Here is a 16,333-nt window from a genome sequence, read left to right as displayed (position 1 = left end):
AAACTTCCGGAACGCACTTTCCAGATGCAGTTGCGCATTCGCCAGGGCAAGGGAATCCACCTCCTTCAGCCATGGATATTCCTTTTTATATCCGGCCGGTGTGTTCCGGAGCATCTTTTTTTCTTTCTGGTAATAGCTGATCTTATCTGCAAGCATCTGGTTATAGATAAAGCGGCTGCAGCCGATTGTTTGCTCTATCTGAACTCTCTGCTCTTTATTTGGATAGATCCTTATTTTTACGGCGCGGTTCATTCTTCTCACCCTGGCTTTCTATATACTGCCGTATCGTTTCAATCGTTGCTCCACCTGCACTGAGCAGGCCGAAGATCTGACCCCAGAATGCATCTTTCATGGTCTAACTCCATTATATTTATCGTCCTTTTTCTTATATCGACGGATATGTATTTATGAACTAATTGTTCTTTTTCAGTATACTACATCAGGGAAGGGAGAACGAGTGTTTCTTTTATACTATAGAGATTTTTTTTGAGCAGATATGCTCAGATGTGCAATTCATCTCACCACCTGAAGAGGTGGGAGAATTCTTGCTACATTTGTTAAAATTTATTCTTCTCAGTGGCCTTAATATATAGTTTATCAAAATATAGAAGAAATGGATATATATTTTCTTTTAATATTTTTCTAAAAAAGCTTTATTTTATCACTCTTCAGTCACCGGACGCATCATGGAAAGCAGCTCCTTCCGGTAATGATCGGCCTTTTCCTGATTGCCCTGTTCTTTCCGTACCATCTTTGTGATTCCCGGATACTGTCCCGGGAAGCTTTGCAGCATGATACCATCTCCATAGATCAGGTAAACATCTCCGTCTGTCATATCTTCCTCTGTCAGCTTCTTTCCATTCTCATCCGTAAGCTTATCCGGTATCGTTCCGGAAAAAATCGTGTCCGTGTCCAGATCCGCAAAATACCAGCTGTTATCATCTGTATGAAAATACACTGCTGTCATCGGCTTTTCCCCACATCCCGCCAGACAGAACATAACAAGTACCGCCAGCATCACGATCCATTTTTTCATTATTCCACCTCCTAGTCTCTGTCAGTATTTGATTATTTCGACTTCGTACCGTGCTAGCACCATGAAAAACATTAATATTACTGACTTCTACAATGTTTTTTATCTGGCACTACCATTAGTGGGAGATTTTTAATATAAATTTAATTGATCGTTGGAAGTACTTCCATAACCTGATCAATCACTTCCACAATTCTCTGTATATCCATATTTTCTTTTACATCAGAACTATCATTCACGTTCAAACCATCTTGCCAGTCCTGGACAATAGATACTGCCGGGATATTCACTAATGCAAACGGATAATGGTCACTGTTGGTTGCCATTGTCAGGAAAAATCTGTCACTGGGTGTAAATAGTTCTGACATACTGTTTTTATTTAATTCTGCCAGTTTTTTCAATCCCTCATCATCATATTCCGCATTGTCTGGTCTTTTGTTTCCTTCGATCATCGCCATATAACCCAGATCACTTTTTTCTGCAATAGTATCAATATTTATTACTCCGATGATCTGTTTCCGCTCGTCCTCCGTCAGCTTACCAACATACCATCTTGAACCCAGCATATATTTCTCTTCGCCCGAGAATAGGATGAATTTTATATTATACGGTATCTCTGTATCTTTTAAAATCCTTGCCAGTTCAAGCACTGCTGCCACTCCGGAACCGTTATCATTGGCGCCCACCGAATCTTCTGCACTGTCATAATGGGCACTTATGATCAGATTTTTTGTAGTATCAATGGATGAGTTTTTTGTCACAATGATATTTTCACCAATGCCGTCAACAATTGCATCCTCGGCTGTTGATGCCAGAAACACATCCGCCTGCGAGGAATGCCTTATTGCATTCTCATTGTTTTCATCGTTATATTCGAATTTCTGGTATTCTATATTGTCATATCCCAGATTGCCAAAATATTCACTAATATATTCTTTTACATTCTGTATTGCATCAGAATTTATTGGACGCGGTTCAGAAGTGATTTCATCGATGATCTGTTCAATATTCTGTTCCAAAGGCTCTATTATTGTACCGTTCTGGGTAACACTCTCCGCCATTGTCTGAATTGGTGCTATTAATGATATAACCATAATTAAGGCAATTGTAATTTTTTTCATTTGTGAGCTCCCTCATTTTACCAAGTATTAATCAGTATCTTTTATCCAATAACTTTCCATGCAGAACCATAGGCTACAACGAAAGCTTTTTTTCATACCATAAACATTATCATGTGATATACTTCTGCCAATTAAATCTCAGATTTTGAAAAAGGGACAGACATTGATAAATTTACTTAGTTCCATTCTGGGCTATGCACGGAACATTACAACCACATGATCAAAAGGCGGTAAATCTGATATTCTAAATGTACATTGTGATCCTTTTTTAACAAAATTAGCTTTTTTATCATTTATGTTATCAACTGATACTATTATACCATGAACTGCATCACCAACCAAGTGTTCTTTTTTGCTTTTACAGCGTTCGTACAGTACTTTTACAATTCATTGCACATCTGTAAAGGAAGGAGACTTCTTGCTATATATTATGTTAAATTCCTGAAAGTATTTTCTTTGCGTTCTCCAGGTTATTTTTTCCATTTATTTTTAGATATACTTTACTGATTTCAGAAGGCTCTCCTATTTTTCTACAGAGATCCTGTGCCTGGGAAATGGGTATGTAGATTTCGTTGCCTTCTATTACTACAGCGGCTTTACAGGGCATATATGAGGTTTGCGGTTCTCTTGCGGAATTGCCGGATAAAGTGGTAAGATCATCCGTGGCTTTGGGAGTATCCTTCTCTTTTTCATCCAGGGAATAAAAAATATTCAGGTTTTCACCCATCTCTAAAAATTTTTCCTGTTGTTTTTTTGAAATGGCATGATTATTATAGTCTTTCATATCCCGTAGGGAACCATTTCCCAGCAATACCAACGGCATCTTCCCCAATTCATTCTGAGTTGGATTTTTTCCAAACGCATTCATATCAATTCCTGAAAAAGTCGTTGTTTCCGTATAATCTTCAATTTTGATGACAACCGGGACTTCTATGACTGGCCAGATTTCTTTTATACCTTTTATCTTCTTCGCTTTCTGCAAAAAATCTTCATCATAAGCCAGATCTCCAAGTGGGAGTAACACAGTAAATTGCCGTTTTTCTTCTTTCATGCCTGCCAGCAGCATTCCTAATAATGTAAGTATCAATGCCAGCAGAAGTATGACAAATAAGGTAAAGCTGTCTATTTTTTTTCTTTTCAATGAGAAGCCGCCTTTCTCACTTCTTCGAGAAGGATATTTTTCTTATGAAGCTTTCTGACCAGAATCAGGATTATGGAAATAAGCAGTACTGCAACAACTGCAGCTATGGAATACCACCAGTTATTGGTTTTCTCCTGGTCATCTTCAACCTTTAAAGACTTTATCTGGGTTTCTTTGATTTCAGAATCAAATTTTATTTCTTCCTCATATGATTTGCCATCTGCATCCTCATACGTAAGAATTAATTGTCCTGCACATTTTCCTGTTTTTCCTTTTACATATATGCGAAGACTTCCTTGGGATAAATCTCCGGCCTCTATGGTCCCTAAGAATGCAGTATCGTTTGAGCTTAATTCATCAGCCTTTAAGCTGACACTTGCATTGTATATTTTGTCTCTTCCAAGATTCATTGCTTTTACCGGGATCTCTACTGTATCCATAGTGTATAAAACAGATGGAATATCTGAAGCTTCCAGCTTAACACGAACCGGTTGGATGATCTGAAAAGACAGTAATTCTGTACCGGTAGTTGCCGTTGCTTTCGAATCTTCATAATCCAGAGAAAAAGTAATGACAGCCTGGCCAGGATCACAGTTTTCTGTTATAGTAATCATCTGTTCCAAAGTAATTGCTTCACCAGGAGCCAGGACTTGTACATAAAAAGAGTTTTTCTCAAATTCAATTCCTTTGTTCTCTGTAGAAAGGGAAATTTTTAAACCAAATACATTTTGACTGCAGCTTTTATTTCGAAATGTCAGCGACATTTCTGTTGTAGAACCAGCCTCCAATCGTCCACCCGAAAGATTGCTGTCTTCTAATAATACCTGCGGTTTATGTAATATTTTTTCACTTGATGAGTCTGATGTTGAATTACCTCCTCCCCCACCGCCCGAATACCCTCCGTTGTCTATAACCGGATCTGTTATCTGCGGGGCGTCACCGTCTTCCGGATTATCACTGTCTATTACAACATGAAAAGGATTCGATTTAGAACCATCACCAAAGTCATCTCCTGATGTAAAAATATCCGGATCCGGATTTTCTTTATCGGTATCAGCTTTATCAGGAGTCTTTTCATCCTCTGCCGGAGGTTCGGTACTCGTAGAATCATCCTCTTTTTCATCAAGGGTTAACGAGTTGTCATTCTCATAAGATACGGACGGATCTGAGTCCGTAAATCCTTCTTCAGCAGATGTAATCTCCGTGTTTTGAGGCTCTGTGGCAAAAACGGTAGCTGGAAGAAATATTATTGTCGTACACAATACTAATGCCGTTTTTACAAATAAATTTCTCATTATCAGGCAGTCCTTTCTCTTAAGATTCCTCCATCCATTTCATATACGTGGTCACATAAGATTCTGATGTCCTCTTCATTATGGCTTGCCAGCAAAATGGTTTTTCCTGCTGCTTTTAAATCCAGCAGCAGTTCTCTTATTTCTTCCACGCCATGTTTATCCAGTCCATTAAACGGCTCATCCAGGATCAAAAACAGAGGATCTTCCATAATGGCCTGTGCAATACCAAGGCGTTGACGCATTCCAAGGGAATATTTTCCGACTGGTTTCTTCATGTCCGGATCCAATCCTACCCTTTTTAAGACTATGCGGATATCGGCCTTCGAAATCCGGCCATTCATGTCTGCCAGGATCTCCAGGTTTTTAAAGCCCGTATATTGTGTAAGAAAACCGGGAGTCTCGATAATAACTCCAAGACTTTCAGGAAAATCCACATCATGACCTATTTTTTTCCCGAATACAAAAATAGTGCCCGTAGTTACAGGAAGAAACCCACAGATGCATTTCATAAGAACGGTCTTCCCTGAACCGTTATTTCCAACAATCCCATAGACGTTCCCTGTTTTCAGGGAAAGATTTACTTCCTGTAACACGATGTCTTCACCGAAACGTTTGGTCACGTGTTCTATTTTTACGCAGGTGTTCTGCATCGTTCCACTTGCTCTTTCCAGATTACAGGCCAGACTAAATGTCTTTTCAGATTTCTTCCAATCTTCCATATAAAACACCTCCCAGAATTCCCAGCATTACTAATAAAAACAACAGTAGAAATAGCCAAACTCCTATTTTGTCCGGTCCCCAATTTTCATCAGCCAGTATCCATTCTACTGGATAAAACCATATCTGATTCTTAAAATAGCGGTCATGAAGGATAATTCCGAAATAAAAGCTTACAAAAGGGATTCCATATGCCATGTAAGCAGAATCCCATAAAATCCCGCAGCTTCCACCGAAAGTGCTTATGATACTTCCGATAAGTCCTGTCCGAAATGCCTTCATGAGTAAGTCCAGAAGTGCTTCTTTCTGAATAGCACCCTTTATCTCCAGCGGATAGAACACAATAAAATTGATAAAAAGTACCGTTAGTATAGATAACGTCCAGACCATAAAACCAGATACCATAATGGAAAAAACTTTACCTTCGATATACTGTCTGCGAGTCGTTCTGGGAAGTATCTCCTTTAAAAATCCACTTTTATATTCTTGCAGAATGGAATCACTCCATGGCAATACGGCTGCTACCGGAATGGCAAAAGATACTGCCTGACTTTTTAAGGAACCTTCCAGTATACTGATAAAAGTACCACATGTCAGTGCTTTTTTTAAGCTGGGATAAGTCTGTCCAATGGCTATGGAAATGCAGGCTATCAGCCATGCTGCCAGAAAATTCTTATTAAAAAACATACGTTTTGTTTCACCCCACATAGGTTTTCCCCCTTCCGATCATGTCTTTTCTCCAAGAAATTCAAAGGTATATTTTTTCATCCGGTTAATTGCAAAAACTGCAAGAAGAACTAAAATACCCAGAAAAAACATATAGGAATGCGAGATTTTCGGGAGCAATGGATCATAACCCAAGTTATGTTTTCCGTATACTGCCTGGTTCAGAGGACTAATCCAGCAGATTAATACATTTACCTGATACATTTCGTATTTTTCTTTATGTAAAATTGCAGCCAGTACTTTCGGGTCCAATAAAAAGCCAAAAACACTGTAAAGAAGGCCAAAAATCATCCCCTTAGTCTTCCCTTTATAGAGATTTCCTACAAGGATTACAAAGCTTAAGGTCAGCGAATAACAAAACAGAAGGAAGAAAACCTGCAGCATACAGCCATAGGGTGAGATACTTTCCATGACCCTTACTGTAGAAGGGACCTGTAGGTTTTTTCCTAATTCTGAATAACCAAGCATGGCCGCAGTTTCGCTCCACAGGTTACCTGGATAACTTTTTTTCATACACAGCACGGCCGTAAACAGCAGCATCAAAACCGTATATAAAACAGTTACAAGAATAACATAAATGAATTGACCTAAAAGCCATTTTCTCTTGGTTGTCCGGGTCAGCTGGTATGGAGTAATAGGTGTCATCTTCGGCAGGTCAGAAAACATAAGAAGCAAGAGCAGCGAACTGGACAGTACTGCTATCCCATCCCCAAATGTCCAGATAAATGGCTCAATGGCCTGTACCGGTGTATCGTAGGTCTCCATTACAACCATGATTCTGCCTGTAAGTAGAAAACTAAGTACAAATTCTAACAGAAATATAAAAATAACTTTGGGATTGCGTAAAAATCCGAAGAAATTGTACCTTACAATTCCAAATACCTGTCTCATGTCAGTAACCCAGATTCCGGTCTATGATACTGCCATCCACGGCATTAATGGTAAGGAAACTTTCATTCGGATCTTTACTGGTATTTGATTCTGTTTCTCCGTTATATTCACTTTCTGAAGTCATGCTGCCGAAAAAATCCCAGACGGGGATCAAAATACCTGTGTGTGCGTCAGTAGACGGCTCATATATTCTGGCATAACCAAGAACGATCCGATCAATATTATAGACCCTGGAATTTTCATATTGCATATTATCAGCGTTTGTTACCACCATCATTTTTTCATAAATTTTCATAACCTCGCTGAATGAAAGAAGATTTAAATTCTCTGTCTTTATTTTACCAATTGTGTAGGGATTTGAATAAGTCATGCTTTCTATGCCATCTTTATCGACATAAAAACAGAGACTTTCATAAGACCATGTTTCCATTGTGCTGTCCATATCTTCCAATGCTCCACCGTCTGCAATTGTCTGAGTTACCGGCACACCATTTATGGTACGTGCATAGTCAATTCTATATCCATTTCCAAAATTACCTGAACTATTATCGCCTTCAAAACTTTTGCACACCGCGTAATTCCAGTTAGAAAACTGTAAATCTGTGATGCCCATTTTTTCAACTTTTTCCTTTACAAGTTTTTTTGCTTCATCCAGGGACAGCCCGATAGATTCTTCTGTGGGTTTTTCTTTCTCTTCAGAATATCCGTAGTCACACCACATTGCATCTTCCGGTATTTTTTTCCCGCCCTTGTTTGCTGCTTTCTTGATCTTGACTGACAAGGTATCGGAGCCAGTGTAAGATGTTATATAATAGTATTGTGAATCGTCTGGCATTTGTGCAATACAATCGAAAAAATTTCCGGCAACAGGTTTTGCCTCTGTCAGGGTTTTCTTTTCCGGAGCAGTTTCGTATTCCTGTTCCCATGTCTCAATATCTTCATAGATATCATAGACATAATTCCCATCATCATCTGTTCCATAGTTATACGGATCCAGGTTTCCGTTTGCAACGTCTTCTTTTAGTTCATCCAGAGTTTTTTTAATTTCATCCTTTGTCTTCACGTAATAACTATCCATGGTATAAAGTTTTGCCTCTGAGAAGAATGCGTTTGTAATACGGTCGAGAAGCTCCTGGGTAACTTCTGCCGCGGTGACAGAAATAGCAGATATCTTTTCCACTTCCGGAATTTCTACGCTTGCATCTGTATTTACCACGAGCTTGGCACTGTCATCTTCCACATGGCTTTTATAATTTTGAGGAGCATCAATGAGATTCCTGATGGTTGTCTTTGACTCTGAACCGTCATCGTTCTTGCTTTCAGATGCTTCTCCTTTAGAACCGCTAACATCATCCGCTTCCGTATAAGCATCTACAGCCTTGCTCCCCTTCGGCTTTACCAAAGAAGAATCCGGGGTCTGTGCGCATCCTGTAAACATTCCAATACAAAGCACTATTCCTGCAAACTTTTTTATGTTTTTTCTCATTTCTGGTAATATCTCCTTTCTAAGGTTGTTATAAGTATATCATCGAGCATTACACCAAATCTTTCGCGATTTGTAACTGATATGTAAACGTTAGTATGATTACCAGAAAACAGAGACGGTAGTTCCTTTTCCCGGATTGCTTTCAATCTTCAGTTGGAAATCGTGCAGTTCTATAATTTTCTGACATAAAGAAAGACCGAGTCCTACACTTCCTTTTGCCCTGGAACGAGATTTGTCTACCATATAAAATGGTTCCGTCACCATTTCCAGATCCTCTTTCGGTATTCCCTTTCCAAAATCCTGAACCATCAGATGGTCTGGGGTTGCCTCAAGCACAATTTTTGATTCTTTCCTGGAAGCTTTGACTGCATTATCAACTAGATTTGTCACTACACTTATCATTAAGTCCTGATCAAACTTCTTTACCAATTCTTTTGGTTCACAAAATACATCAAGAGAGATGTTTTTTTCTTGAAGCCTGCAATCAATGAGTTCTTTTACTTCTTTCAGGAAGTTATCCACCTGTATTTCAGCTGGATTGAATGAGTCTTCCGAAGCTTCGTAGAGTCCGGTTAATTCCAGCATTTTCATAGAAAGTCTTGAAAGCCTGCGACATTCATTTTCAATATAAATCAGAGCCTTCTCCTGCCTTTCCGGGGTCAGGCGCACAGTAAGCAATGTATCTGCATAGCCTATGATTGCAGTCATTGGGGTCTTCAGCTCATGAGCCAGACTTCCAATAAGCTGTTTTTGTGTCCGGTTTATGTTAGAAAGACTTTCAATTTGTTCTTTTATTTTACCTGTCATAAAATTAAAGGTTGCACCTACCTGCGCAAGTTCTGTATTGCCCTCTGACGGTACTTTAAAATCATAAATACCTTCAGAAACAAGAAGCGTAGCTTCTCTTAGGCTTGTAAGCGGTGCTGTGATTTTTCGAAGGCTCAAATAAAGGACAATTCCCATCACCACGATCAAAGATAAAGTAAATCCACCCGTCTGAAAAAACAGCAGATGACTTTTTTCTATTACATCTGTTATATCTTTATAAGTAACAATCTGATATCCCATATTTGCATTGCCATAGTAGAATAACAAAAGTGTCCTTCCATTTATCTGACTGATCATAGGGCCATGACCTTCACTGTTGCTGCCATGATTCATCAAGTTTGCCTTACTTTCACATAATTCCCTTAACCTTTCTACATCGAATTCATAAACAGTTCCATTATAGGTCATTTTTCCATCAAGATATAAAACAGCACTGTCATGAAAAACCTGCCGAAAAGCATAAGTAACTATTTGTGGTCGCATTTCGTTGTCGGTATTCTGTTTCTGATCGTCGGAACGGCTTGTTTTATTTTCAAACTGTAAGATGTTTGTTCTAAATATACTGCTTTCATAACTGTCGATATTCTGTATACTCTGATTTTTCCAACAATAAGTGGTATAAAGAAAGATCCCTAACGATACCAACAGAATGATACATGTAGTCTGAGAAAAAATCTTTATTAAGAGTTTCATAAATCCACCTCAAGCCTGTAACCGATTCTGGGAATTGTTTTAATCTTATCCTGCCATCCAAGCTTTTTCCTGATACGACCCACATGTGCATCCACAGTTCTTGTTTCTCCGCAGAACTCTTCATTCCACAGTTCCTGCAGGATCTGATTCCTGGTCAGTGCTTTATTCGGATTTTTGGCGAACACCATGAGGCAGTTATATTCCATTGGCTTTAAATAGATTTCCATGCCCATTTTTGTAACAGTACGACTAGCAGTATCAATGATGACATCACCAATTTGAATCTGTTCTTGTACAGTGCCATTGCGTTCCAGTACTTTTTCAAGACGGACCATCACTTCCAGCATTTCAAATGGTTTTACAATATAATCTTCTGCACCGTCTTTTAATCCCTTTATCTTGCTCGCGATATCTCCCTTTGCGGTAAGAAATATTACGGGGATTTCATACTGCTTCAGTTTCGGTAACAGGCTATATCCGTCTCTTCCGGGAAGCATGATATCTACAAGTGCACACTGAAACGCATGATCTTGAATAATTGCTTCATATGCCTCATTTCCATCCAGATATCCTACTGTTTCATACCCTGCAATCTCCAAATTCATACATAGCAGGTCATTGATTGACATTTCGTCTTCTATCACAAGAATTCTTGCCTTCATAATTATTACCTCACATGTTTTTATAACTATCTTTTCACAGGTTAATTATACATTAAATTCTATAATGCAGTTGTAACTGATTTGTAACAGCAAAAAAGGAAACCAAAACCATTCTGTGAGAATAGTTTTGATTTCCTGTATAAACCGTTATTTTCTGATCGTTTATAAGTAAGCGCAAAATATTGCTACGTTACTCGTAAATTACGCTTGCACCAAAATGATAGATGCAAGCGTTTTACTCTATTTTAGTTTTGACAGTTCGCTTTCGCAGTCTCGCTCCATGGAGCAAGTTGTTCCAGCTGTTCATCTGACATTTTATCGTTTGGCCGTTGTGATAAGAGATATGTCAGATATTTATAGGTATTCAGATCATTCGCTTTTGCCATCTCAACTATTGTATACACAATAGCACTAGCGGTGGCTCCTTTAGGACTGGCGCTGAACAGCCAGTTCTTCCGGCCAACAGTGAATGGTCTGATTGCATTCTCGCTAAGATTGTTGGATAAACTGCAATGACCGTCTTCCAGATAGGTCATCAGGGTGTCTTTCCGATTTTGGGCATAGTTCACCGCTTTCGCCAAACGGGTTCCTTTGGTTGGGCGCTGTTGATCCAGCCAATTCCAGAATGCCTCCAGTATCGGCTTCTCCTTTTCAAGTCGAAATTGTTTTCTCTGCTCCGCAGTGTGATTTTTTGCTTTTGAGTACCGCTCACAATCAAACAGCTTGGAACAGAACTGTACTCCCTGCACTGCTGGAAGGCTGTAATCATACTCTTTCCCTTTCGGTATGGCATCTGTGAAGTAACGTCTTACATGTGCCCAGCAAGAGCAGCGTTTGATATCCGGCAGATTATTATAACCCTGGTATCCATCTGTCTCCAGATATCCGCTGAACCCCTGTAGGAAAGATGCTGCATGGAACTTTGCCCTTGTCTCTGTATAATGATAGAGCAGGATCGGCGGAAGTCCATCTTCTCCACTGCGGAAGAGCCACATCCAGGAATCCGTTTTAGGATTACGCTCCGGCTCATTCAGTACCTGAACCCGGGTTTCATCTGCCATCAGATATTTACGCCTCCGTAACTGACGGTGAAAATAATCATAAACATGACGGAGATAATTCTCGGCACAGTAAATGATCCAGTTAGCAAGCGTAGCCCGGCTTAATGGGACACCCAGTTGCTTCCAGTCCTCTTCCTGCCGGTTTAACGGCAGACCATTCTGGTACTTCTGGTGCATTGCCCATCCCACAACGGATTCCGATGCATAACTTTCCGGGATCAATGGTTCCTGAACAGGGGCTTTGACAAATGTCTGATCATCCGGATGTTCCTCTGATATGGCACACTCCGGGCATTTATAGGTTTCACGATAGATATTTACTACTTTTCCTTTGGCAGGGGTAAAGCGAAATTCATGGCGGACGAATTCTTTCCCGATACATTCCATCTGCGTTCCGCAGGTTGGACAGTTTCGCTCCTCCTCCGGAAGAGAAATGATCTCGTTGCAGGAAGGAACGTTTTTAAAGAGATCTGCATGTGTCCGTCTTGCTTTTCTCTTATGTTCCGGAACAGTGATGTCATCAGGAAGTTCTTGTTCCCATGTCGGATCTGCTTCCTGCTCGGCTTCATCAAAAAGATTCAACTGGCCATTGATATTTTTCCGTTTTTCACTGGAAGTACCAAAAAGTTTCTTCGTGAGATATTCAATCTGCTGATGAAGGTTTTCTTTTTCCAGCCGGTCTGCTTCCAATGTTTTTTGTAAAGACTGGATCAGTTCTGTCTGTGTGGAAATGGTCTTATTCAGTTGGTTGATCATGTCTTTGTACGCAAGGATTTTTGAATCTATACCATAAAAAGCAATGAAAAAGAAACAGAAACCCCGGCATTTACAAGGGATTTCAGACATGATACAGGGTGAGGCCCCTCCGTTTCTGTTGATTTGCATAGATGTTTTATGCAATCATTCCGTAGGTTTGAATGCCTTTGGTTGTTCGATTTCAAGCCCGGACATGAGCCAGTCGAATTGCTGCCAGGTCAATTGTTTTACTTCCAACTGATTTCTGGGCCAGCGGAATCTGCCCTGGACCTCCATACGTTTATACAGCAACACAAATCCGTCAGATTCCCAGAGCAAAGCTTTGATCCTGTCACAACGTTTTCCACAGAAAAGATACAGGGCACTTCGCTTTGGATCCATATGGAGTTGATCCTCTACAATAGCGCACAGCCCGTCAATGGATTTCCGCATATCCGTTCTGCCTGTTACGATATAGATTTCATCGGCGGCTGTGATATCCCCTAACATTCCAACTCCTTCACAATGCGAAGCGTTTGAGCCAGAAGCTGAGGATCTGTTCCATTTGGTATTGTTAGATGAAAGCTTCCTACAGACAGCTTCATTGGCTCTGCTACAGAAAGATTATTTCTTTCCGTAGCTGCCGGAATTACATTTAATGGCTGTTCATAAGGAATCGGGTCAGTATCATGAAAATCCACTCTGACAACTTCCTGGCTTTCTGGTGCACGATAGGTGCTTCCAGTTGACGCCGGCAAATCCACACAACCTTTCTGACGCAGTCTTTTTACCCAGTTGTAAAAAGTTCCTGGCTTGATATCATGTTCCACACACCATTGATGATCTGTCAATCCACTTTGACGGCATTCCATGATGAGACGGTATTGTTCTTCAGCAGGTATTCTTTTGCTTCTCATGAGCACACCTCCATAACTTGAATAGAGTAAAATGCTCGCATCTATCATTTCTAGCAAGAGAAAATGAAGTGAAATGCTTGCATTCTCTAATGATTATTATGGATTGATTTTTAGGGCAACACAATCCGTCGAATTATTTTGCGCTTACGTTTATAACGCTGGTGAGAACATTTATTATTATTTTTACTCCATTCCAGAATCATTCGAAAGAGAGACAATGCAAATACAAAAATTATTAAAATCACTAGAATTTTCATACGTAGCCTGATTCCCTTCATTTACCTTTATCAGATCGTGTCATTCAAATCACATCCACTGATGATGCGATTCCATAAGTTCTCCCTCTTGTCCATTCCTTTGGTAAAATAGGGAAGTCTTTCCTCTTCCAGCTCTTCCAGACGAAGCACATTTCCATTCAGATAATTATCAATCCGGTATCCTGTACTTTTAAGTCTTGTAATTACGCCACCAATTTTTATATCCAGAATCTCATAACCAAATGGCTTTGCATCGTTCATCCAGATTTTTTCTCTTGATGATTTCATATCTGTCAGATTGCAGATGATTCCAGGAATAACATTCTGACTGATATCTTTCAACGCTGCTCTGTCCGATCTGTCATATGCTGATTTTATACACATGCCCAAATCGGCTTTATCAGCTAATACCGCCGCCAGTTTTTCATAAAATGAAAATAAAAGCTGATATTTTCCTGTTTTTTTTGCACATTCCTTCATACATTTCTGTATGTTTTGGTAGTAAGATTTTGTATTGACACCTGATTCTTTCACATGATAATCAAAAATGCCTAACATTGGATCCTGGTATAACAGATATTTTGAAGGATTTTGAGCCTCTTTATTCTCTTTCGTATTTAAGAATAAGGAATCAAAATTGTCAAGTGCCATAAAATCATCAAATTCCCCGCCTGTGCAGTTCCTGAACTCCTGCTTAAGGATTGTTTCGTCACAGTCTCTGTGAAAATCAAGGTGTGCAAAAAGTACAAGTCCCGGAAGCAAAGCATCCACCGGGGTTTCTGCACCATTATCCATCCATGCTGTACAGAGCACCTCTTTTATATTGTATTTTTTACAAGTAGAAAGAGCTGCCTTGGTACACGCATAGGTCTTAGAATAATTGGGGGAAATTCCGTTCCAAATCCAAGATCCTCCTGCAAAAATAACGTTATCCGAAAGCTGCGCATGGATATCCAGCATTTTTTCATAGGTTCTGGTATCATCATGATAATAGTCCCAATACACTAATCCTAAATCTTTTTTCGGTTTTTCCCATTTGGAGCAGTCCGTGTTTTCGGGCAGATCATAGTATCCGCCTGTAGAATTTGCTGTAATGTACATGTCACTCCATATCATAGGCTTTAATTCTAATTTTCTGCAAATATCTACGACCCTGTTACAATGTTCCCTGATTATCAGTGACCCTTTTTTATATCCATTTTCTTTTAGATAATTTCCAAGTCCCAGCATGACAGCCTCATCCATTCCAAGATGTACCCTGTTGGTAGAAAAATTCTCCTTTACTGAGCTGAGCAGCTTTTCAATAAACTGATAAGTTTCCTCTTTTTCAGACTGGAGAATGTCCGCAGAATCACGAATCTTATCCATTCCCGGCCACTTCAGCGCATTGTGCAGATGAGCCAGGGTTTGAATACACGGAACAAGCTCTACCCCAAACATGGAAGCGTAAGCATCCAGTTCTTTTATTTCGTCTTTGGTGTATTTTCCGCGATAAGCTCCAAAATAAGGCTGCCCCTCTACTTCATAGGTATCTTCTGTATAAAGCATGAGTACATTCATTCCAAGTTTTGCCAGTGTCCTGATCAGGAATTTCACCTTTTCAACTGTAAATACAGCATTTCTGGAACAATCCAGCATAAGACCGTTTTTTTCAAAACAGACATGCTCTTGATATTGAAATTCATCCTCTTCCATATGATGTATGGCATAATTAAGTGCGCGGTAATAATGAGATATTTCCCGACAGATGATATGAATCTGGTTTTTTCTTTTATTGATCAATATTTCTGGTCTGTCCTGAAATTTAACAAACAATTCTATATTTTGGTTGAAACCGTCATTTTCAGCCAGCAGTATTTCAGTACCTTTTTTAATAGTATTATATTCTTTCTTATCAGATGAAAAAACAATGTTCATACGTATTTCTCTTTCTCTAGTAATCCTGCTCTTCTTAACAAATTAATCTTTTTGGCAGAGCATCCCCTGTCAATGTTCTATTTTATTCGTTTGTAAATAATCGGTTCATCATAACCAAAAGTTCTTTTCCCATTTACTTCCATGGACTCTGACACTTCCAATTGATTTTCAGTGAACTTTTCATGAAGAGAAAATTTCAATACGGGAGAAAACATACTTACACTTCCGCCTTCCCATGTATCACCTGATTTTCTGAAAAATGCAGGATTAAATTTTGCAGAACACTTTAGCTGATCATAGTCAGCACCTTTGAAAGTTTTGTAAGTAAAATTCTTTTTATCATATCCTTCCGGTATCTCATAAGAAATAAGTTTTATTGAATCGCTTTCTTCCATGAAAAGAAACAAATGTGAAGAAGATCGGGTAGTTCCCTGTACAGAATAATAGCTCTCTTCAATCATAAATACACCTTCGAAACCATTTGGGAGATTTGCAATTCTGGAATTACATATTGTATTGATATGCTTTGCATATGGATACTGTGGATTTGTCTTACTTATTTTTTCAAATTGATCCTTATTATCAAATTTTCCATTGAACAGCGTAACAAAATTTATCAAGTCAGCCATGATCTTATGCCTCCATAATTTTTATCATATAGTTTTCATTCACTATACACCTTCCATATAAAAAAGTCCATGTACAAAATAAGGGAATATATAAACAAAATGCATCAGTTAACAAACATCGGCAGAGAGGCATATCATTGTCCAATTGATATGCCCCTCTTTGTCTGAATTACTGTTCCATTTTATAAATTTACGCATAATATTTCGTACCACACCCTGTTTCT

17 protein-coding genes are annotated in these 16,333 nt (G+C 39.2%); all 17 read right to left on the bottom strand.

The features are described from left to right. The coding region (locus DWW77_RS11565; protein WP_182431219.1) for a helix-turn-helix domain-containing protein at positions 1–252 on the bottom strand (252 nt) is incomplete at its 3' end. Further along, positions 215–352 (bottom strand): hypothetical protein, encoded by a 138-nt coding sequence (locus DWW77_RS11560; RefSeq protein ID WP_199579967.1) that lies wholly within the window; start codon positions 350–352, stop codon positions 215–217. The genes DWW77_RS11560 and DWW77_RS11565, both read right to left, overlap by 38 nt. Positions 353–661: 309 nt before the next feature. Beyond that, positions 662–1,036, bottom strand: a complete 375-nt coding sequence (locus tag DWW77_RS11555; RefSeq protein ID WP_059085767.1) for a hypothetical protein — start codon at positions 1,034–1,036, stop codon at positions 662–664. A 140-nt stretch (positions 1,037–1,176) separates the two neighbouring features. Then, positions 1,177–2,154: a M28 family metallopeptidase gene (locus tag DWW77_RS11550; RefSeq protein WP_227752247.1), complete on the bottom strand. Its 978-nt coding sequence runs from the start codon at positions 2,152–2,154 to the stop codon at positions 1,177–1,179. A gap of 433 nt (positions 2,155–2,587) precedes the next feature. Then, positions 2,588–3,295 (bottom strand): hypothetical protein, encoded by a 708-nt coding sequence (locus tag DWW77_RS11545; RefSeq protein ID WP_286188015.1) that lies wholly within the window; start codon positions 3,293–3,295, stop codon positions 2,588–2,590. Further along, the gene (locus tag DWW77_RS11540; protein ID WP_118608738.1) at positions 3,292–4,590 is read right to left on the bottom strand and encodes a COG1361 family protein; all 1,299 of its coding nucleotides are present in this window, start codon (positions 4,588–4,590) and stop codon (positions 3,292–3,294) included. Before DWW77_RS11540 ends, DWW77_RS11545 begins: the two co-directional genes overlap by 4 nt. A gap of 2 nt (positions 4,591–4,592) precedes the next feature. Beyond that, the gene (locus DWW77_RS11535) at positions 4,593–5,240 is read right to left on the bottom strand and encodes an ATP-binding cassette domain-containing protein (RefSeq protein WP_167515474.1); all 648 of its coding nucleotides are present in this window, start codon (positions 5,238–5,240) and stop codon (positions 4,593–4,595) included. 46 nt (positions 5,241–5,286) lie between these two features. Next, on the bottom strand, positions 5,287–6,015 hold the full coding sequence (locus tag DWW77_RS11530; RefSeq protein WP_227190740.1) for an ABC transporter permease: 729 nt from the start codon (positions 6,013–6,015) through the stop codon (positions 5,287–5,289). Positions 6,016–6,033: 18 nt separating this feature from the next. Beyond that, entirely contained in the window at positions 6,034–6,807 is a 774-nt protein-coding gene (locus DWW77_RS11525; protein ID WP_227574037.1) for a hypothetical protein, read from the bottom strand. Between the two features lie 118 nt (positions 6,808–6,925). After that, positions 6,926–8,410 (bottom strand): DUF6034 family protein, encoded by a 1,485-nt coding sequence (locus tag DWW77_RS11520; protein WP_118013158.1) that lies wholly within the window; start codon positions 8,408–8,410, stop codon positions 6,926–6,928. Between the two features lie 99 nt (positions 8,411–8,509). Then, a complete protein-coding gene (locus DWW77_RS11515; protein WP_118064748.1) occupies positions 8,510–9,931 on the bottom strand; it encodes a sensor histidine kinase in 1,422 nt (473 codons plus the stop codon). After that, complete coding sequence (locus DWW77_RS11510; RefSeq protein ID WP_005423065.1) at positions 9,928–10,593, bottom strand: response regulator transcription factor; 666 nt, start codon at positions 10,591–10,593, stop codon at positions 9,928–9,930. Before DWW77_RS11510 ends, DWW77_RS11515 begins: the two co-directional genes overlap by 4 nt. 245 nt (positions 10,594–10,838) lie before the next feature. Beyond that, entirely contained in the window at positions 10,839–12,410 is a 1,572-nt protein-coding gene (tnpC, locus tag DWW77_RS11505; RefSeq protein WP_118608742.1) for an IS66 family transposase, read from the bottom strand. Between the two features lie 144 nt (positions 12,411–12,554). Continuing rightward, positions 12,555–12,899 (bottom strand): IS66 family insertion sequence element accessory protein TnpB, encoded by a 345-nt coding sequence (gene tnpB / locus DWW77_RS11500; protein ID WP_118169758.1) that lies wholly within the window; start codon positions 12,897–12,899, stop codon positions 12,555–12,557. Then, positions 12,893–13,306 carry an IS66 family insertion sequence element accessory protein TnpA gene (gene tnpA, locus DWW77_RS11495; protein WP_182431218.1) on the bottom strand — a complete coding sequence of 138 codons (414 nt, stop codon included), beginning with the start codon at positions 13,304–13,306 and terminating at the stop codon, positions 12,893–12,895. Before tnpA ends, tnpB begins: the two co-directional genes overlap by 7 nt. Before the next feature lie 287 nt (positions 13,307–13,593). After that, positions 13,594–15,480, bottom strand: coding sequence for a beta-N-acetylhexosaminidase (locus DWW77_RS11485; protein WP_118064552.1), 1,887 nt, complete (start codon positions 15,478–15,480; stop codon positions 13,594–13,596). A 77-nt stretch (positions 15,481–15,557) separates the two neighbouring features. Continuing rightward, on the bottom strand, positions 15,558–16,109 hold the full coding sequence (locus DWW77_RS11480; protein WP_118064550.1) for a hypothetical protein: 552 nt from the start codon (positions 16,107–16,109) through the stop codon (positions 15,558–15,560). Positions 16,110–16,333 lie beyond the last annotated feature (224 nt).

Origin of the sequence: Ruminococcus sp. AF17-12 (assembly GCF_003479245.1) — a bacterium.
Classification (GTDB): domain Bacteria; phylum Bacillota; class Clostridia; order Lachnospirales; family Lachnospiraceae; genus Blautia_A; species Blautia_A fusiformis.
This window is presented reverse-complemented; position numbering and strand designations above follow the sequence as displayed.